This window comes from Exiguobacterium undae DSM 14481 (assembly GCF_000620805.1).
Lineage (GTDB): Bacteria > Bacillota > Bacilli > Exiguobacteriales > Exiguobacteriaceae > Exiguobacterium_A > Exiguobacterium_A undae.
On record NZ_KK211187.1, the window covers coordinates 659,080 to 678,489 of the forward strand.

At 48.6% G+C, this 19,410-nt stretch carries 15 protein-coding genes and 1 pseudogene; 11 read left to right on the forward strand and 5 right to left on the reverse strand.

Features of this window, described 5'->3' with window-relative positions:
* Positions 1-125: 125 nt before the first annotated feature.
* A complete protein-coding gene (locus P397_RS17090; protein WP_051523874.1) occupies positions 126-2,372 on the reverse strand; it encodes a methyl-accepting chemotaxis protein in 2,247 nt (748 codons plus the stop codon).
* A 177-nt stretch (positions 2,373-2,549) separates the two neighbouring features.
* On the opposite strand from P397_RS17090, the gene P397_RS0104000 reads away from it, so the two are divergent.
* Together P397_RS0104000 and P397_RS0104005 are read left to right on the forward strand one after the other, a co-directional pair.
* Positions 2,550-2,972 (forward strand): CBS domain-containing protein, encoded by a 423-nt coding sequence (locus P397_RS0104000; RefSeq protein WP_026832078.1) that lies wholly within the window; start codon positions 2,550-2,552, stop codon positions 2,970-2,972.
* 126 nt (positions 2,973-3,098) lie between these two features.
* The gene (locus P397_RS0104005; RefSeq protein WP_028105715.1) at positions 3,099-5,894 is read left to right on the forward strand and encodes a putative bifunctional diguanylate cyclase/phosphodiesterase; all 2,796 of its coding nucleotides are present in this window, start codon (positions 3,099-3,101) and stop codon (positions 5,892-5,894) included.
* A gap of 244 nt (positions 5,895-6,138) precedes the next feature.
* On the opposite strand, the gene P397_RS0104010 is transcribed toward P397_RS0104005, so the two are convergent.
* A complete protein-coding gene (locus P397_RS0104010; RefSeq protein ID WP_028105716.1) occupies positions 6,139-7,845 on the reverse strand; it encodes a M3 family oligoendopeptidase in 1,707 nt (568 codons plus the stop codon).
* Between the two features lie 174 nt (positions 7,846-8,019).
* Between P397_RS0104010 and P397_RS0104015 the strand changes: the two genes are divergently transcribed.
* The 8 genes from P397_RS0104015 (at position 8,020) to P397_RS0104050 (ending at position 16,420) form a co-directional block, all read left to right on the forward strand.
* Complete coding sequence (locus P397_RS0104015) at positions 8,020-8,523, forward strand: PTS sugar transporter subunit IIA (protein ID WP_028105717.1); 504 nt, start codon at positions 8,020-8,022, stop codon at positions 8,521-8,523.
* A 165-nt stretch (positions 8,524-8,688) separates the two neighbouring features.
* A complete protein-coding gene (locus P397_RS0104020; protein ID WP_028105718.1) occupies positions 8,689-9,450 on the forward strand; it encodes an ABC transporter ATP-binding protein in 762 nt (253 codons plus the stop codon).
* Positions 9,437-11,353 carry an FtsX-like permease family protein gene (locus P397_RS0104025; protein ID WP_028105719.1) on the forward strand — a complete coding sequence of 639 codons (1,917 nt, stop codon included), beginning with the start codon at positions 9,437-9,439 and terminating at the stop codon, positions 11,351-11,353. The genes P397_RS0104020 and P397_RS0104025 overlap by 14 nt, the downstream gene beginning before the upstream one ends.
* 82 nt (positions 11,354-11,435) lie before the next feature.
* On the forward strand, positions 11,436-12,122 hold the full coding sequence (locus tag P397_RS0104030) for a response regulator transcription factor (protein WP_026832083.1): 687 nt from the start codon (positions 11,436-11,438) through the stop codon (positions 12,120-12,122).
* Positions 12,119-13,111: a sensor histidine kinase gene (locus tag P397_RS0104035; RefSeq protein WP_028105720.1), complete on the forward strand. Its 993-nt coding sequence runs from the start codon at positions 12,119-12,121 to the stop codon at positions 13,109-13,111. The genes P397_RS0104030 and P397_RS0104035 overlap by 4 nt, the downstream gene beginning before the upstream one ends.
* A complete protein-coding gene (locus P397_RS0104040; RefSeq protein ID WP_028105721.1) occupies positions 13,104-13,868 on the forward strand; it encodes an ABC transporter ATP-binding protein in 765 nt (254 codons plus the stop codon). Before P397_RS0104035 ends, P397_RS0104040 begins: the two co-directional genes overlap by 8 nt.
* Positions 13,834-15,765: an ABC transporter permease gene (locus P397_RS0104045; protein WP_081776950.1), complete on the forward strand. Its 1,932-nt coding sequence runs from the start codon at positions 13,834-13,836 to the stop codon at positions 15,763-15,765. Before P397_RS0104040 ends, P397_RS0104045 begins: the two co-directional genes overlap by 35 nt.
* A 25-nt stretch (positions 15,766-15,790) precedes the next feature.
* Positions 15,791-16,420: a helix-turn-helix domain-containing protein gene (locus P397_RS0104050; protein WP_028105723.1), complete on the forward strand. Its 630-nt coding sequence runs from the start codon at positions 15,791-15,793 to the stop codon at positions 16,418-16,420.
* Between the two features lie 47 nt (positions 16,421-16,467).
* Here P397_RS0104050 and P397_RS0104055 read toward each other — a convergent pair whose 3' ends face one another.
* The 3 genes from P397_RS0104055 to P397_RS0104065 all read right to left on the reverse strand — a co-directional run bounded on the left by P397_RS0104055 (position 16,468) and on the right by P397_RS0104065 (position 19,051).
* Positions 16,468-16,899 (reverse strand): hypothetical protein, encoded by a 432-nt coding sequence (locus P397_RS0104055; protein ID WP_026832088.1) that lies wholly within the window; start codon positions 16,897-16,899, stop codon positions 16,468-16,470.
* A gap of 66 nt (positions 16,900-16,965) precedes the next feature.
* Positions 16,966-18,168 carry an ABC transporter permease gene (locus tag P397_RS0104060; protein WP_028105724.1) on the reverse strand — a complete coding sequence of 401 codons (1,203 nt, stop codon included), beginning with the start codon at positions 18,166-18,168 and terminating at the stop codon, positions 16,966-16,968.
* Positions 18,158-19,051, reverse strand: a complete 894-nt coding sequence (locus P397_RS0104065; RefSeq protein WP_026832090.1) for an ABC transporter ATP-binding protein — start codon at positions 19,049-19,051, stop codon at positions 18,158-18,160. The genes P397_RS0104060 and P397_RS0104065 overlap by 11 nt, the downstream gene beginning before the upstream one ends.
* 173 nt (positions 19,052-19,224) lie before the next feature.
* Between P397_RS0104065 and P397_RS17735 the strand changes: the two are divergent.
* A pseudogene (locus P397_RS17735) lies at positions 19,225-19,371 on the forward strand (VOC family protein); the annotation flags it as partial.
* Between the last annotated feature and the right edge of the window lie 39 nt (positions 19,372-19,410).

Below are 19,410 nucleotides of genomic sequence, written 5' to 3' on the forward strand. Positions count from 1 at the left end.
TCCAGTTTACGTCGTGTCTTGTCGATTGTATAGCAAGAATGAATCGTTAAAGATTAAACAGAAATGAAAACAGACATCACCTACCCGAGAATCGGAGAGGTCGATGTCTGTTCGTTTGAAATCCATTAACGATCGGGTTGATCTTCGTCGGCGCGCGTTTCCGGCTGCACCGTCAAGTCATCTTCAGAAAAATCAGTTGCGGAGGATACGTTCTCATCGAGTGATGCGACGGCTGCTTCTTCGTAAGCCAGCGCGTCCGGTTCAAGCGATTCTGTGCGTAGTGTGCTGTCATCTGGAACGGTCGTCTCATCCAATTGGAAGTCAATCGTCAAGGAGTGGAGTTCCGTTGCGATCTGTGCCAAATGGGATGCCGCCGTCGTGACGGCTTCGATTGTGGCATTCGTTTCCTGGATGCTCGCGGCACTCGTCTCGATTCCGGCTGCGTTCTCCTCCGTCAACGCGAGGATCGTTCCCATGGCGTCCGACACGTCTTCCGTCGCTGTCGTCAAGGCACGGATATCGCCCGTCAACGACTCCGTCCGTTTCGAGACGTGTTGGACAGAACCGGCAATCTGTTCAAAATCGACTCCCGTCGTCTTGACGGATTCAAGGGATTGTTTTAAGTCATCCATGACACCGTTCATCGCACCCATTGCCGTTTGGGTTTCGTGCTGAATGTTATCGAGCAACTGTTTGATTTGTTTGGCTGATTGATCACTTTCTTCCGCAAGTTTCCGGACTTCACTTGCGACGACGGCAAAACCACGTCCTTGTTCACCGACACGGGCAGCTTCGATCGCGGCATTTAATGCCAGCAGATTCGTCTGACTCGAAATGGCCTGTAAGGTTCCGAGAATCTTCCCGATTTCATCCGATCGTTTCCCGAGGAAGTCGGAGGTATTTTGAATTTCTTGCTCCAGTGAATCGGAATGCTGCAACAAATCCGTGATGGTTTGCTTCGTCAACGAACTGCCGCGTGTCGCAGCATCTGCGACTGTAGCGACCTCGAGTAATGTTTCAGAAGCCGCGGCCTGCATCGCGATGGATCGTTCCTTCACGCCGTAGACAGCATGAGAAGAGCGTTCCGCCTGTTTGGTTTGTGTCTCACCGGCAGCTGCGATCTCTTCCATCGTTTGTCCAATTTGAACGGATGCATTTTGAACGTGAGTCGCATTCGACGATAAGTCCTGCGAAGCATCGCGGACGGTTCCGGCAGATTGGGTCATCGCCGTAATCGTTTGACGTAACTTATGACGCATCGCATCAAAGTTTTCGCCGAGGTCGGATAATTCATCACGAATCAATCGTTTTGGACGGACTGTCGTCCGTAAGTCACCGTTCGCGATGGCCAGTGCTTCGCTGCGAAGACCAGACAATGGACGGTTAATCGACCGACCAATCAACCAGGCGATCAGCGTTGCCAGTGCAATCGCAATGACGAAATTAATCAAGGACTGGGTGAGCATCGCATCTTTTGGTGCATACAACGAAGCGTAGTCGAGAACGACGGCTAATTTAAAGCCGGTCTTGGAAGACAGTTGCCAGATGACGACAGATTTTTTGCCGTTGACGTCCATGATGGCAGAACCGGATTCTTGGCTGATCATTTGTTTGGGTGCTGCAAAGTAGGCGTTGCCGTTTTCACGCAGTTGATCCACTTTTTTGAAGAAGTAATTTTTATTCGGGTGGGTGACGATTTTGCCGTCCTTCGTGTAACTGAACACGAAACCGTCTTGACCGATCTCAATCCGTTTCATGTCTTCGGACAGCCGATCAACACTTTTATAAACGGATAATACACCTTTGATGTTGGCTTGATCGTCCAGCGTCGCTTTGGAGAAACCGATGACCGATAATTTGGTCGCTTCATCGTAATACGGTTCGCTCATCGCAACGGTGCTTGAATTTTCGAGTGCTTGTGTGTACCAGATTTCCTTGCGGGGATCATAACCCGATGCCGCGTCTTGTTTCGGCCAGTTCAGATAACCACCGTCAACGTCCGCATATTGAACGAAAGAGTTCTCAATCTTAGACGAACCGTACTTTTCAAGGATGCTGTAGATGTCTTTTGCTTTTTGGGAAGGCAGTTCGGTTGATGTGGGTGCGGCACTTGGTTTTATGTAGTTGGGTAATTGCCCATTGGCACGGTTGAAGGGAAGACCTGCGAGTAAGGTCGTATCTTTTTTCGTGTCATCGATGATCCGTGAAAATGATTGTTCCAGTTGTTTTAAGGCTGTCTGCGACGTTGAGTCGACGAGACGTTCGACCGTCTGACTCGTCTGATCATACGAAAACCAGGTCGAGACGCCTAAAGTAAGAGCGGGTAATAAAATAAGTCCAATAAAGAGCCGACGTGTAATCGGAAGGCGCATATGTAATTCTCCTATCTTTTGAAATAGTCTTTAAAATCTGTCTATTCTGATTATCGGAAGGGTAGTACTAAATATGAAGGAATTGTGGGGAGATTTTCATGATTTGGGAACTGAACGTAACCAGAGTTCATGATAAAATAGAAGAGGTGTCACAGAGTGGCTAGGGAGGAACCAGAAATGAATATCGCTTTTTTCTTATTACCAAAAGACGAAGTCAAATACTTAGATCCGGAGTCAACGGTCAGACAAGCACTGGAAAAGATGAAACATCATCGTTTCACATCGGTCCCACTCGTTGACGATAAAGGAAAATATGCAGGAACCCTGACGGAAGGGGATGTCCTGTGGGCACTGGAAAAAAATCTGGAACATGCGGATTATGACCATGTCTTGCAGACACGTTTGACGGACATTAAACAACGTGTCCGGTACAAGCCGGTTTCGATTACGGCACAGATGGAAGAGATGATTGAAGTCATCACCGATCAGAATTTCGTACCGGTGATTGATGACGGCAGACACTTCATCGGAATCATCCGCCGGCGTGATATCATCGATTATTTTGCGAAAAAAGTCGCCCGCGAAAACGTCGAATATTAAAATCTAGTATTAAAAGCACTTATTTTCACGAAATGTGAGGATGAGTGCTTTTATTGACCCATTTTGACTTCACGAATCGTTGTCGCAAGACGATATAGAAGCATAATGACAATTAGGGAGGACGATGTGTTGCGACGTTTATCACCAGTCTCCATCGTAGAAGCATTCCGAAAACGCTCCTACTACAAAACGTTCTCATGGATGATTTCAATCATTGGGTTATTAGCGTTATTAATCGCGACGCAACAACTTATGAAAAATCTGGAAGAGGGGTATCAGTTTAAGCGCTCAAGTGAGATGATGAACAATTTTGATCAATTAAATCAAGTCGAGCGGGATTTGACGAGTGGTTATTATCAGATGTTAAGTGACGGTAATGACTCAAACCGAGAACCTCAAACAAGCAAACCACTTGAGGATGAATTAACGGCGCTCAACCAGCAGATCAAGGCGACCGAGACGGCGGATGCCGCGAAAAAGAATCTTCTTGCTGAAATTAACCAGATTCAAACGGACGGTCCTGAATCAGAACATCAATTTTTTTCCGCGGCTACCATGTACAAAAGCGAGATTTTGTTTAATCAGCTTTCGTTAAGCGGAGAAACCGGAACTTATTATTCTTTATTTTCTAATCTGATTTTGATGGAAGAGGAATTTGGACGAGCCGGGCAGTTTCTTTTAAGTACGGATCAAGACAGCCGGTTGGATGCGATTGAACTGTTGCGGATGCGTCAAATCCGGCAAGATGTCAATTTACGGAACAACACGTTGATTCAATCGTTGTATGCAACGATGCAACCGGAAGATACAGGACGCAGACGGGATATCTCGGTGATGAGCAATCAAATGTATGCCTATTTACGGATGCTCGACGCGACACTCAGTCAACCGGATAATCCGCAATACGGGACAATCGATAAGATATCAGAACGGTATCAAGCGAGTATGTACCGCTCGTTTGATGAAGGAATTCAACGTGTCCAGTCCGAAATGACGGAGAAAGGGAATACCCTGATCCGCAATGCCTGGCTCATGTTCGGCGTGACGTGCCTCGTCATTTTGACGTTGCTCTTATTGACGTTATCGTTGTTACGTGCTTTTCGAAAAGATTTACATATCCTCCAAGAGGAGGCTGTCTTTTTTGCCGACGGTCCCCGTCAGTCGCATTATCAAGTGCCGGACCGCAATGATTTCCGACCCGTCGTGCAAGCCTTTCGGACGATGACGACGATCATCTCCGGGTTACTGGATTATAACGATAAAAAAACCGTCGAAATCAAACAGAAAAAAGCAGAAATCGAGTCTCTGTTTTCGCAAAATACGGATCCGATCATCGCGCTGTCCGCAGAGTTTGAGCTGTTGAGCGGAAATGACCGCTTTCAACAGTTGGCTCAAACGTCTGAACTGCTGACGATCGAAGAATTGATTCATCCGGCAGATCTCAATCGTTTCCGTCGTGCGTTGAACCGGGCGGTTGAAGGCTACAGTCAGACGATTCGCTGCCAGATGATTTTTAAGCAGGACATTCGCAACATGTTCGTCAACATCATTCATGTTCCGACGAAAAGTGACGGCGGCACCGCCCTTTACTTGACGTGTCATGACGAGACAGACCAGTTCAAACGGGAAGAACGGATCACGCAGTTGGCCCTGTACGATGTCTTGACCGGACTGTTGAACCGAAACGGTTTTGAACAAAAGATGGAAGAAGCACTCGCCGCACCACAACCGGGTGAACTCGTCACGATCGGTGTGCGCCAATTTAGACGAATCAATGATATCTATGGCCATAGTGCTGGTGATCTGATTTTAAAAGAAGTCTCGAATCGGTTGCGTCGTCACTTCATCGGAACGGGCGCCGCAGCCCGCATCGGGGGAGATGAGTTTGCCGTCTTGATCTTTCAGCAAGATATCGTTGACTACCGTGACCTCAAAACAATCATCGAACGTCCCTATCACATCGAGGGTGAAAAAATCGACGTCAGCATCAGCATGAGCATGGTCCGTTATCCGGATGATGCCGTCGCGGTCACGTCCTTGCTGTCATCGGTTGATATCGCGATGCAACATGCGAAGCGGGAACAAGCGGGTGAACCGGTGTGGTTCGAGTCGTGGATGAGCGAGGAGTACCGGGAATCGGTGGTGCTGGAGTCAGAGTTACGGGAAGCGATTGCCCGAAACGAGCTGCAGTTATTTTATCAGCCGCAAGTCAACTTACAGACGAAAGAAGTGGATGGTTGTGAAGCCTTGTTGCGGTGGTTCCATCCGGAGCGGGGGATGATCAGTCCAGCCGTCTTCATTCCGATTGCCGAACGCTCGATGCTGATTGAAGAGATCGGCATGTGGGTCGTCCAAGAATCCGTCCAGCAAGTCAGACGATGGGAAGGAACACCGCTTGCATCCTTGCGTGTCTCGGCCAACTTGTCCGTCAAGGAACTCGTCTCCGGTCGGATTGTTGAATTTTTGACGGAAGTCAGAAATCGCTATCCCGGGATTGAACAACGAATGGAGCTCGAAATCACAGAATCATTTGGTGTGTTTTCGGATACGCGCGTCTTTGATGCGTTACAGACATTACACGGCATCGGTTACCGGTTAGCGATCGATGATTTCGGAACAGGCTATTCGTCGTTGTCCTATCTCAGCCGCTTGCCGATCCAACGTCTGAAGATTGACCGGTCCTTTATCAGTGGGCCGGATGCCTGTTCGAACGCCCCGTTAATTGAAACGATCATCCGGCTCGCCCATACATTAAAGTATGACGTCGTCGCAGAAGGGATCGAACAAGCGGAGCAAGGGGAGAATTTACGGAAACTCGATTGTGAGTATGGGCAAGGATTCTATTATTCACGTCCGATTCCAGCAGATGAATTCGAAATTTGGTATAACCGGTATCAAGAGAAACTCAAACAATCTGGTTGATGCGTTCGTATTGTTTCGCCCGAAGATGAAAGATGACCGCTTCCGATCAACTGGAGGAAGCGGTCATCTTTTTTAGTTTCATTGAAAAGCTGACGCCCTTGTCCGTTCCTTTCTGTCTGACCTTTTCTTGATCTGGACAAAAAAACGAAACGATTGATTCCCTGACGAAGGGACCATCGTTTCATTTTTGGTTTACTTTGAGCAGTCGTGTCTCTCATCCATTCAAAGCAACTCTGTGAATCGATCAAACACGGTCAAGTGCGAGATCGTCTGTTTCCGCCAAGTACGCTTTAATCGGAGCAACTGCTTCGTTGACCGTACCAGGAGCGAACGGAGATTTTAATCCGGCACGTTCCACGAGCGTAAGGAAACTTTCCGATCCGCCCGCCTTACAAAGCTCAAGGTAGGACTTCCAAGCCGCTTCCCGGTCTTGTTCCATCCACGCATAGAACTGGAACGCACAGACTTGTGCGAGCGTGTAATCGATGTAGTAGAACGGACTGCCGAAGACGTGTCCCTGTTGATGCCACCAGGCGCCGGAATCGAGATAATCATTTTCTTCGTAGTTGCGGTGTGGCAAATATTTCTGTTCAATCGCACGCCATGCCGCACGACGCTCCGCCGGTGTCAGTTCCGGCTGGTTGTAGATGACATGTTGGAACTCATCGATCGCGACACCGTACGGCAGGAAGGTAACGCCACCGGCAAGGTGACTGAATTTGTATTTGGCCGTCTGATCACCAAAGAATTCCTCCATCCACGGATATGCAAAGTATTCCATCGACATCGAATGAATCTCACACGCTTCATACGTCGGGAACCCGTATTCCGGCACGGTGAAGTGACGGCTTTCATAGACTTGGAAAGCGTGTCCGACTTCGTGTGTCAAGACGTCGATATCGCCCGCTGTTCCGTTAAAGTTCGAGAAGATGAACGGGAGTTTTTCATCGGCGATATACGTACAGTATCCGCCGCCTGCTTTACCCGGTTTCGCTGTCAGATCAAGCGCACCGCGATCAATCATGTACTCGAAGAACTCATTCGTTTCCGGAGACATGTCCCGGTACATTTTCTTGCCGCCTTCGATGATGAAAGCTTCTTCGCCTTGTGGTGTCGCGTTACCGGACTTAAAGGCAAATCCTTCATCGTAATAATAAAGGGAATCGACACCGATCCGGCGTTGCTGGCGTTCTTTTAATGATGTCGCAATCGGCACGATCGTCTCGAGAATTTGCTCCCGGTAGTTTTCGACCATCGATTGATCATAATCGACACGCAACATCCGGGCATACCCGAGTTCGACGAACGACGGGAAGCCGAGGGTCTTGGCGATATCGGTCCGAACCTGGACCAGTTTGTCGTAAATCGTATCAATCGCGTCCCCGTGTTCCTTCAAATAGCCGTAGCGTGCTTCAGAAGCCGTTTTTCGGACACTCCGGTCAGATGACTGGAGGTAAGGTCCGAACTGGGATAAGTTCAACGTCTTGCCGTCAAATTCGATTTGGGCCGCCGACATCAATTTCGTATATTCACTCGCCAGTCGGTTTTCTTCCTGCAGTTTTGGAATGATGGCATCCGAGAACGTTTTTAAACTCGCTTCCGCCAGTAAAAACAATTGTTTGCCCCACGTCGATTCGAGTGAAGCGCGGAGTGGATGAGCCGTCAAGGCATGGTAATAACTTGAGACGTAGCCTTGGTAAACCGGACCGGCTTCGTCAAAGAAACCTTGCTCGGTTTCGTAAAAACCATCGCGTGTATCGATCGTATGCCGGATCTCAACGAGCTGGCTGGCTGTTTCAAATTGGTTTCTGAGGGTATTAATCTCAGTGATGGCATTGTTTGCTGCATCGACGTCTGTTGCTTCACGCAATCGATTAATCGCGGCATGCATAGAAGTTTCAAGGACGTTTAGGTCAGGTCGGACATATGTAAGTTCTGAAAATGTTAACATGTAAGCGCCTCCTTGTGATTTCTAACTATTATCACACAAAAATACTTGCAAAACCAGAGTTACAAACGTATGCTTTTTGTGAGAACGTGAGCGAGTTTGCAATTAACTGGCTCCTATAAAAAAATCGGATCTTCTAACAGAAGAAAACGATCGAGAAAGTAGAGGGATAGTATCATGGGATTCTTTAAAAAATTGTTTGGTGGTAATGACGCAGGAAACACAAAAATCGCTTCTGCCCTTACAGGTAAAATCGTCAGCATCGAGAACGTACCCGATCAAGTCTTCTCACAAAAAATGATGGGAGACGGCATTGCAATCGAGCCGACTGAAGGAAAAGTTGTTTCACCGATCAACGCGACGGTCGAAACAATCTTCCCGACGAAACATGCCATCGGTCTCAAAGGCGAAGATGGTCTTGAGTTGTTGATCCACGTTGGATTAGACACAGTCAACCTCAAAGGTGAAGGATTCACGGCACACGTTCAATCTGGCGATAAAGTCAAAGCAGGCGATGTCTTGGTAGAGTTCGACCTCGAATTCATCCGTGCAAACGCACCGTCAACGATCACACCAATCATCGTGACGAACCACGATCAATTTACACTTTCAGCTGTACCGACTGAAGGCACATCTGTTGTCGCAGGTGAAACAGAACTGTTCAAAGCGACACACAAATAATTCGTTCACTCAACCGCTCCCTCGTCCTAGACGAGGGAGCTTTTTTTGTCGTCTCCTCCTCGAGCTTACTGTTTTGTAAGATGCTTGAAAGTCTAACCGATTCTTGCGGAGAGCGTTTGCCCGTTACACTAACAGCAAGATAAAGAATACGGGAGGAAACACATTATGAAATCGATTTTACACGCAGAGCAGATTACGAAAGTCTACCAAACCAAAAACGCCCGGCATGAGGCGCTTCGTCCGACGACGTTAACGATTCACCAATCGGAATTCGTCAGCATCATGGGACCGTCAGGAGCAGGAAAGTCGACGTTGCTGAACCTCTTATCGACGATTGATCAGCCGACGGACGGCACGATTCATATCAACGGGGAAGACGTGACCGGGATGCGCGAAAAGCAGTTGGCCCGGTTTCGGCGTGAACAGCTCGGCTTCATTTTTCAGGATTTTAATCTGCTCGACACGATGACGATTGAAGAGAACATCGCCTTGCCGCTGGCTTTGCAACAGCTGCCGAAAGCAGACATCTTGGCCCGGGTCGAGCAGGTGGCAGGCGAACTCGGAATTCAGGAGTTATTAAAGAAGCGACCGGCTGAGCTGTCGGGTGGTCAAAAACAGCGGACAGCCGCGGCCCGGGCGATCATTCATCAACCGTCGTTGATTTTAGCGGATGAGCCGACCGGCGCCCTCGACTCGAAGTCGGCGACGGGATTGCTTGAAGCCATGGCTCGTCTCAATGAGCAGGGAGCGACGATCTTGATGGTGACGCATGATCCGATGACGGCGTCATATGCAGAGCGCGTCGTGTTCGTCAAAGACGGCGAACTATTCCGGGAGATTCATCAATTTGGAACACGGAAAGAATTTTTTGAGCAAATCATGGAAGTGCAACGTGAACTCGGAGGTGTCGCGCGTGAACTTGTTTAAGTTGGCTTTTCGTAATTTAAAAAATATTCGTCAAAACATGATGTACCTCGGCGCAGTCACCTTTGCCATTTTGATTTATTACACGTTTTTAGCGATCCGGTCGAACGAAGCGATGTTGCAGGCCAATGAGTTATATGGAAAACTCGGCACCGTCTTTACCGGATCGAGTGTGATTTTAGCGTTGTTCGCAGCCATCTTTATCTGGTATTCAAGCGACTTCTTCTTGCGTCGCCGCAAACAAGAGATCGGACTGTATGCGTTGCTTGGTCTTGAGCGCCAACAGATCGCTAAACTGCTGTTTCTCGAAACGATGGGATACGGTCTCATCGGTCTCTTGATTGGTGTGTTGCTCGGAACGATTGCTTCGAAGTATTTTGTCATGCTGCTTGCGTACGTGATGGGGATGTCGATTGAAGCCGACTTTTCAATCAATGCCGGCGCGATCGGTCAGACGGTCGCTGTCTTCTTGACGATCTTTTTATTGATTGCCATCCGCTCGGCGCGGACGATTTACCGTTTTACGTTGATTGAACTGTTCAAAGCCAAGCAACAGGTCGAGACAGTCCCGAAAGTGCATCCGATTCTTGCGGTGTTATCCGTGCTGTTGATTGGTGTCGGTTACTACTTGACCGGAAAACCGTTACTGGAACACTTCACGATTGTTGCTCCAATCTTAATGTTGTGTGTCATCATCGGGACGTTCGGAACGATGAGTTACTTCACGATTTTCTTGTTACGCCTGCTCAGTAACCGGGTGCGGCATTACCAAGGAACGAACTTGATTTTACACGGACAGCTGTTGTCGCGCGTCAAATCCAATGCCGTCATGTTGTCGACGATCACCGTCATCACGGCCGTGACGTTGACGACGGTCGGAACCGCAACCTCGATCTACTATTACATCGACCGGACGGTGGAAGAACAGATGCCGTACAGTTTGTCGATCTCGAGCAAACGCGACGAAGCGGAAGCGTTAATCCGTCAGTCGAATCAGAAGATCGAGTCGCGGACGATGGTCAACGTCAAGAATGTCGATCATACGCTCGAGGAGCTGCCGAACCCGCTGTCGTTTACGACGTCGTACCAGACATATGCGTTTGACGGAGAACCGGGACAGTTCAGTTACATCAGCTATTCCGACTATGAAAAGTTGGCGAAGAGTAGCGGGAAAACCGTTTTACCGGAGCCGGGTACAGGCGAAGCGATTGTCCTTGAGACCTTCAAAGGAAATGATCTGATAAAAGAAACCGCTCAGTCACCGATTGGGGTTTCCGTCAAAGATACGCATTCGTCCTTTCGGATTACCGGTGCGACGAATTTACCACTCACTCAACTGTATGCGAAAAAACGTCTGGCCTTTGCTGTTTCCGATGATGCCTTTGCGATGATGCCGGAAAAAGCAGCGATGCTGACGAACTATCAGTTTTCGGATGAACGGTCGGACGATGGACTGATCAACCAGCTGGAACAATTGTATGGCAAAAAAGCAGAGACCGACATGGCAGCCTATTATCCCGTCTATGCCATGACGACGGCGACGACAGGATTGCTCGCCTTTGCCGCCGGCTTCCTCGGACTCGTCTTCTTGCTGGCGACAGGGTCGATCATCTACTTTAAGATGCTCGCTGAAGCGGAGGAATCGAAGCAACGTTTTGCAATCATTCAAAAGATCGGCGTGGATCAACAGGAGCAGACGGGAATCATCCGCCGGTTGGTCGGCTTCATGTTCTCGTTGCCGTATCTCCTTGGACTTGTCCACAGTCTGTTCGCGATGCAAGTCCTGCAAAAATTGTTGGACTATAATCTGATTTTGCCGATGTCGATCGCCATCGGTTGTTACACGCTGGTGTATCTGTTGTATTATCTCCTGACAGTGCGTGCATATCGCCGGATTGTCATGTAATTCAAATGGGCGGGAAACGAATAATCGTTTCCAGTCCATTTTTTGTTCGGTATCATGGAGAAAGAAGGAGTTGAATCTGCAAATGGAAACGATTTTATTAGTAGAGGACGATCAACAGATTGCGCTGTTGTTAAAAGAGTTGTTGGAACGGTATGACTTTAACGTCATTCATGAGGACGGGTTCGGGGATGTCGTTGCTCGATTCGAGGAAACCCAACCGGATGTCATCTTGCTCGACGTCAATTTACCGAAGTTTGACGGATTTTACTGGTGCCGCCAACTGCGGATGAAAACACGGGCGCCGATTTTGTTCATTTCGGCACGTGTCGGAGAAATGGATCAGGTGATGGCACTCGAATATGGAGCGGATGATTATATCGTCAAGCCGTTTCAAGGTGCCGTCGTCATCGCCAAGATCAAAAGTCAGATTCGGCGCGCCTACGGAACGTTATCCAATGAAAGTGACGAACGGACGGTCAACAAAGCGGGCATTACCTTGTACTTGGATCGCTACATCGTCGAACACGGGGACCGGTCGATTGAGCTGTCGAAAAAAGAAGGCTTGATTTTAGAGATGCTGCTGACAGCCAGTCCGCGAATCGTCAGCCGGGGGGATTTATTGGAACGTATTTGGGATGATGAAGCATTCGTCGATGAAAACACGCTGAATGTCAACATCACACGTGTCCGAAAACGATTGACGGAGATTGGCGTCGACGGACTCGAAACGGTTCGCGGCGTCGGTTACAAACTGGTACTCGACCGATGAAACTGTTTCTGAGGCATACGATTCCCGGCATCCTGTTTTTCAGCGGGCAGATGATTGCCTTGTTCATCATCTTGTGGTTGTACGATTTGTATCGACCGGCCGCCTTTTTTTACATTGCGCTCCTGAACGGAATTGCCTTGGTCATCTATTTGAGTTACCGCTTTTTCAGCATGCTGCCATTACTCAAACGGCTTCAGACACCGGTTCAGTCGGTTGCAGAACCGATTCGGAGGGATAGTGACGAACCGCTTGCTGCTGCGGTCGAACAGTTTCTGGAGCGGCAACAAACGTTGTTCCGCAACAGTCTGTTCTCCGAACGGCGAAAAGAAAAGGAACGGCACCGGTATGTCGATCAATGGATCCACCAGATGAAGACACCCTTGTCGGTCATCGAACTGATTCTGGAACATCCCGGGGAACAGTTCCAGACCGATTTACGGCATGAGGTCGACCGGATGCGGATTGGTCTGGACCAAATGTTGTACTCGTCGCGCCTCGAAGCCATCGAGACGGATCTGAAGGCGGAACAGTTGAATTTGCGGACGTTGGTCACGGGGATCATCAATCAGGAAAAACGGTTATTCGTCAAAAATAAAGTGTATCCGAAGCTTGAACTTTCAAGTCAGCTTTATGTGTATACGGACGCCAAATGGTTCCGTTTTTTACTGCTTCAACTGATCACGAATGCCGTCAAGTATACGTCAGGTCATGGTCGGGAAGTCGTCATCCGCGCCGTCGAACAGGCGGGACAAGTCACGGTCACGATTGAAGATGATGGTGTCGGGATTCCGAAACGCGATTTGCCGCGTGTCTTCAATGCCTTTTTTACGGGAGAGAACGGACGGCGTTACGGTGAATCGACCGGGATGGGCCTTTATTTTGTCGGTCAAGTCTGTCAAAAGCTCGGGCATACGGTTGAACTCGACAGTACAGAAGGGGTGGGGACGATTTGTCGTCTGACACTGGTAGGAGGGAAACAGGATGATTGAAGTCAAACAGGTCGGAAAAGTCTATCCGGGAAAAGTGATTGAACAGCCGTTGACCGACATCAACTTTCGGGTCGAAGAAGGGGAGATGGTCGCGGTCATGGGTCCTTCCGGAAGCGGGAAATCGACCTTAATCAATTTACTGGCGACGCTCGATCAACCGAGTTGGGGAACGATTTTGATTCAAGGCATCGATACGGCGACATTCAAACGGAAAGAAACGACCCGGTTTCGGCGGGAGACACTCGGGATCATCTTTCAGGAATTCAATTTGCTCGACTCTTTGACGGTCGCGGAAAACATGCTTGTCCCCCTGATGCTGGGCGGTAAAAAGACGAAAGCGGCGCGGGACGAGATGCATCATCTCGCAAAGCGACTCCAGATTGACGAGTTGCTTGATAAGCAGGTCGACGAAGTGTCAGGGGGACAACGGCAACGGACAGCGATTGGCCGGGCTTTGATCCACGCGCCCCGTTTGATGCTTGCGGACGAGCCGACCGGTGCCCTTGATTTTCAAGCGACGAAACACGTCATGGAATTGTTGGCTGAATTAAATGAGGCCGGCATGACGATGGTCATCGTCACCCATGATCCGACGGTCGCGTCCTATTGTAATCATGTGTTGTTTTTAAAAGACGGCAGTATTCAGACCGAACTGTTCCGGGATGAACCGCGGCGTGTCTTTTTCCAACGTGTCATCGAATCGCTCTCGTTATTAGGAGGGGATGAACATCACTTATCTGCAATACGCCCTACGTAACATCAAGCGGTACCAGCGTCTGTACTACGGGTATGCCCTGACAATCATCGTTGCGATGACGATTGCGACCAGCTACTGGAATCTTGTCGTCAGTGAATCGTTTCAGAATATCGCCAAAGTACTGAGTCAGTTGAATCAAGTCATCGAAATGACGATGATTTTCGTGTTCATCGCCGAAGTCATCATCTTGTTTTTCAGTATTTTATTCATCTATTCGACGACGTATACGATGCTTGAGCACCGTAAAAATGACCTGCGGATCATGCGGACGCTCGGGAGTGGTTTTTCGCACTTTTTGAAATATTTTTTGATTGAAATTCTGATTGTCGGTGGTCTCGCAATCATGGCGGGCATCACACTGGGGATCGTACTAACGAAGTTGATGTTGCTGTCAATTGAAAAGGTCATGTTTTTACCAAAACTGTCGACTGAAATCTCCGTTCTTTCATCGTTGGTGTTGATTGCAGGTGCCTTGTTGGTCCTGCTAATAGCGACTGTTCTTGCTATCTATCGCTTTCGTCCCGATCGCCCGGTTCGGACACGGTCCCGTTTTCGGGTCCGGTTGAGTCTGGCCGTTCAGGGATTAGGGATACTCACGCTGTTTTACGGTTATTATTTGGCGATCACAAGACAAGGGAACTTTTTGCTTGTCTTTCCGTTGGTCATTTTCATCGGTTCCTTTTTTTTCTGTCGGCACGTCATTCCGACACTCCTGAAACTGTACCGTCCCCGGCGCTTGTCGTTACGTAAATTAATCATTTCCGAGATTGCGGTCCAGTTACGGACAAACAGTACGTTGGTTGCGCTCGGGACGATTTTGACATCATGCGCCTTGACGGCGGTCGGGCTTGTTTTTGTATTTCAACTGATTGGTTTTGATGTCTCGTCGAAAAACGAGTTTGGTCTCGTTTATTATGAGGAGTCGACACAACCGTCGAAGCGGCTGGGCACCATCCAACAGATGATGACGGAGACCTTTCCGGATAAGTATCAACAGGCGGTCCGTTTAAAATCGTTTGACACGCGTTATGTGCTGCCGTTATCGGACTACAATCAATTGATGCAGCATCTCGGCTATGAGCCGCGCGCCTTAACGAGCGGAGAAGCCTTTATGATTCCGGCGCGGCCGGTCCAAATCAAGGAAGTCACACCGACGATGAAACGGGCACAAGCGGAGATGAACAAAGCGGGTTACGATTTAAAGGAAGCTTCGGACCACGGGCTGTTGTTCGGATACAACGATCGGATCGAGACCTTGTTCGTCGTCACGGACAGCGACTTTGCGCAACTCAAGCGTCCACTTGCGACGATTCATGTGTTTGATACCCCGTCGTATACGGACTATGGAACAAAATCTTGGGAGGATTGGATGTCGATCGTTCGCAACATCCAATCCAAATCGAATATGGCCGAAAAGGCAAAAGCGCCGTATCAACTGATCAATGAAACGGAAGATGAACTGGACTTCATCCGGATTGTTCGTCTCGTCTCATTCGTCGTCATCTTGCTGACGATCTGGTTGTTCGTCATCAATGCGAGCTTCCTGCATGTCTGGATGCAGATGACGGCAGAGAAGGAACAGAAACGCTTGAAGACGTTGTTTGCCCTTGGTTTCAGCAAGCGCAGTGTCCGAACCTTTTTGCTCGTCAAGTATGGAGCGGTCTTGATGGTCCCATATCTGATCTCGATTTTTCACGCCTGGTTACTCTTTCAGGTCATCTTGTCTGAAAGCGGTCTGAAGCTCGGACCGTATCTCCCGCTCTCCTTGATTTGGATTGGAATCGTCACCTTCTTCTACTTGATCAGCATCTTACCGCTTTGGATTCGTTATCCGCGTCACCTGCTTAAAAAATCGTGCGAAAGTTCGATGTATCCAATGGCGGATTCAAGGGTATGATAAAAGCATAGCGAGGAGGGATAACATGCTGGATCATTCACCTTACCGGGGATACGGGGATCGGATCCGAATCCTGCGAGAACGGGCCGGAATCTCGATTGAGGAGTTGGCAAAACGTCTTGGTGTCGCACCGTATTTCATTCGCCGGACGGAACTGAGCGAAGTCTACCCGACGAAAGCCTACATCGAATCGTTGGCCGAAGCATTACAGATTGATCCGAGTTACTTGGCGCGGCATATTTGGACCGGGGAGTCATTAAAATTCGTCATGCAGGAAAAAACACCGCTCGAAGAAATGCGGCTCGCCTACGAGCAAACGATGGGGCAGGATGAGTCGTTGATTGAGCAACAACTCGAGGAACGGATGCGGTTGTTTGATTTGATGTATGACGAAGATGTCAAACGGATTGAACAAACGATGGATGCGACGGAACAACGGATTTTTCATGAACTGGTCGAAGCGGTCATGGAAGCCGGGGAACTGAATCGACAAGAAGCGAATGAAACGTTTGAATTGTTTTCCGATAAATTACCGACGATGCTTCAGTTGGATGAATACCTCAACCGTCTGACGGAAGAGGCGGAAGTTTCGGAAACGACCTGTTATTCAAAGTATAGTCAACAGATCAACCGCTCGCGGTATCACCGGAAATAACACGAAAAAACGCCGTCTCTTTGACAGAGACGGCGTTTTTGAATTCATTAACGTTGTGGAGCCGGACGAGGCGCACGGCGTCCTTTTTGACGGGTACGTCCAATCAGGAAACCGATGATCGCGTTTGCGATGACGAGCACCCAACCGACATAACCGAAGTTTAAGGTCAGGCTGCCGAGCATTGCCTGCCATTTGAAGATCATCATGAAGTCTCCCCGAAGTAAAAAGCGGGCGACACAGACAAGCAATACAGTCGTTCCGCCGATAAAAACACCGATCCAACTGCCGTACAAACGAGAAGATTGAATCCGGACGGCAACGAAGGACCAATAAAACAGACTGACGATGAATGTCGTCCCTCCGTAGGCGAGGACAAGTTTCCATGTCTCACTTGCTTGTGGGAATTTCGTAAACATGACAAGGGACGAGACGATGGCGACAGCAGTAAATAAAATCGCTGCCCAAAAACGAGACCGCATAACGTAGTTCCTCCTAAAGGCTTTTTCTCACCTAACGATAGCGGAAACGATTCATCTTGTAAACCACTACTGCCGTCCACCTAAGATCCGGCGTAATTGTTTTAACGGATTGGAGCCGTAGAAAAGGACACCGCCCCGGTAAAATTTTGTTCCGACAAACAGGGCAAGAGCGATGCTGAGACCCATCAGGATCAGGGATAAGGCAACTTGCCAGACCGGCACTTCCGTCAGCATGACCCGGAGGAACATCAGCATCGGCGTAAAGAACGGTACAAACGATAAGACGACGACCGCTTGATTCGTCGGTGCATTCAAGCTGAAGATCGAGACGGTGAACGCTGCGACGATCAACATGATGACCGGCAACGTCACTTGCTGGGCATCTTCAACACGGCTGACGAGCGAGCCGAGGGCAGCGAGTAACGTCGCATACAGCAGATAACCGAGCAGGAAAAAGACGAACAGGTAAACAATCGTCTTGACGCTCAGTGAATCGAGTGACAATTGATCAAACAGGCTGCTGCTTTGCGCACTATAGTACCCGACGCCGACGAGTAGCGACAGCTGAATGAGACTGACAGTCGCAATCGAGGTGATTTTAGCGAGCATATGCTGAATCGGACTGGCTGCAGAAATCAACAGCTCCATGACACGTGATGATTTTTCGTTGGCGATTTCCGTGACGATCATTCCGCCGTAAATCGCAATCGTGAAGTACATCAAAAAGAGCAGAACATAAACGAGAGCCGAAGCGGCAAATAGTTCATCTTCACTTTTTCCGCCGGTCGACGTCAATTCTTGTTTCACATCAATCGGATTAGCGAGAGAGGCGAGCAAAGCGGGATCAACCTCTGCTTCCGTGATGATGTTCTGATCGCGGACTTGTTTCAGAGCCGTTGACAACTGGGTCTGCAACTCCTGCTCCGGACTCGCACTGATCAATGTGACCCGGTATGGATCATCGGACAATAAGGCGACGGCATCATACGTACCTTTGTCGACGACTTGTCGCGCCTGTTTCAGCGTGTAGTCTTTTTGGGTAATATCTGTTTTGATTCCGACCTCTTTTAAGACAGGAAGGATTTCGGTATCAAGTGAACTGACGACGGCGATTTTCGGATCGTCGCCCGAGAACCAATCGATGATCCGCTCGATGTTGCTGAACCCGACGAGGAAAACAATCATTAATACCGTCGAAATCAAAAAGCTTTTGGCCCGCAGTTTTTGCAGGAGACTGAAACGATACAAGGTAAAGAATTTACGGTTCATAACGTTTTCCGACCTCCTCGATGAAGATATCTTGAAGCGACAGCTGGTCCCAGACAAACCGTTCGACATGGAAACCTTCCGTGATCAAATGACGTAACAAGGCATCGGCTGCTTCCTTGGATTCGACTTGCAAATTATGACCGGTCCCGTCTGATTCGACCTGGAGGATACCGGGAAGCGCGTCCCACAACAGAGGCGGGGCATCTGTCGTCAACAAGACGCGTGTCTTTCCGTAACCTGCCTTGATATCAGGCAGATATCCGGCGACGACCGGTTTTCCGTGGTCGAGGATTGCGACATGTTCACACAATTCTTCGACATGATCCATCCGGTGGCTCGAGAAGACGATCGTCGTTCCGTCTGCGGTCAATTTACGGACGGCTTTTTTTAACTGTTCGACGTTGACCGGATCCAGTCCGCTGAACGGTTCATCTAAAATCAACAAGTCCGGTTTATGTAAGACGGCAGAAATCAATTGAATTTTTTGTTGATTTCCCTTTGATAATTGTTCGACCCGCATCTTCTCATACTGCGGAATCTGGAAGTAATTCAACCACTCCTGCAAAGACTGTTTTGCATCTTTTCGTTTCATCTCACGTAATTCCGCTAAGAAGATCAACTGTTCATCGACACGGATTTTCGGATACAATCCCCGTTCTTCCGGGAGATAACCAATCTTTGAGAGCGGAATCGGTTGTCCTTTCCACGTGATGGATCCTTCGGTCGGTTGCAATAAACCGAGCAGCATCCGGAACGTCGTCGTCTTGCCGGCCCCATTCGCCCCGAGCAAACCGAAAATTTGTCCTTCCGGTACATGAAAGGACAGTTCGTCGACCGCTGTGAATGTTCCAAACTGTTTTGTGATGTTTTTGATTTCCAGCATGAATCGATCCTCCTTTTTCTTAATCAATAAGTGACTAGATGTACTATGTTCATTCTACACCTACGAAAAAAATGGTTAAAGGTTCCAGAAAAGAAGTAAATCAAGCATATTGGTTTACTTTTAGTAAATTAGTTACTATTATTGTGTTAAAGAGAACGAACAAGGGGGAGATCATGCGTATGAAAACAAAAGGAATTCACCATATTACCGCAATGGTCGGTAATCCACAGGAAAATCTTGATTTTTACGGAACGGTACTCGGGTTACGTTTCGTAAAAAAAACCGTCAACTTTGACGATCCGGGGACGTATCATTTTTATCAAAATTAGGTGAGAATACGCTCACTTCTAAACGAAGTG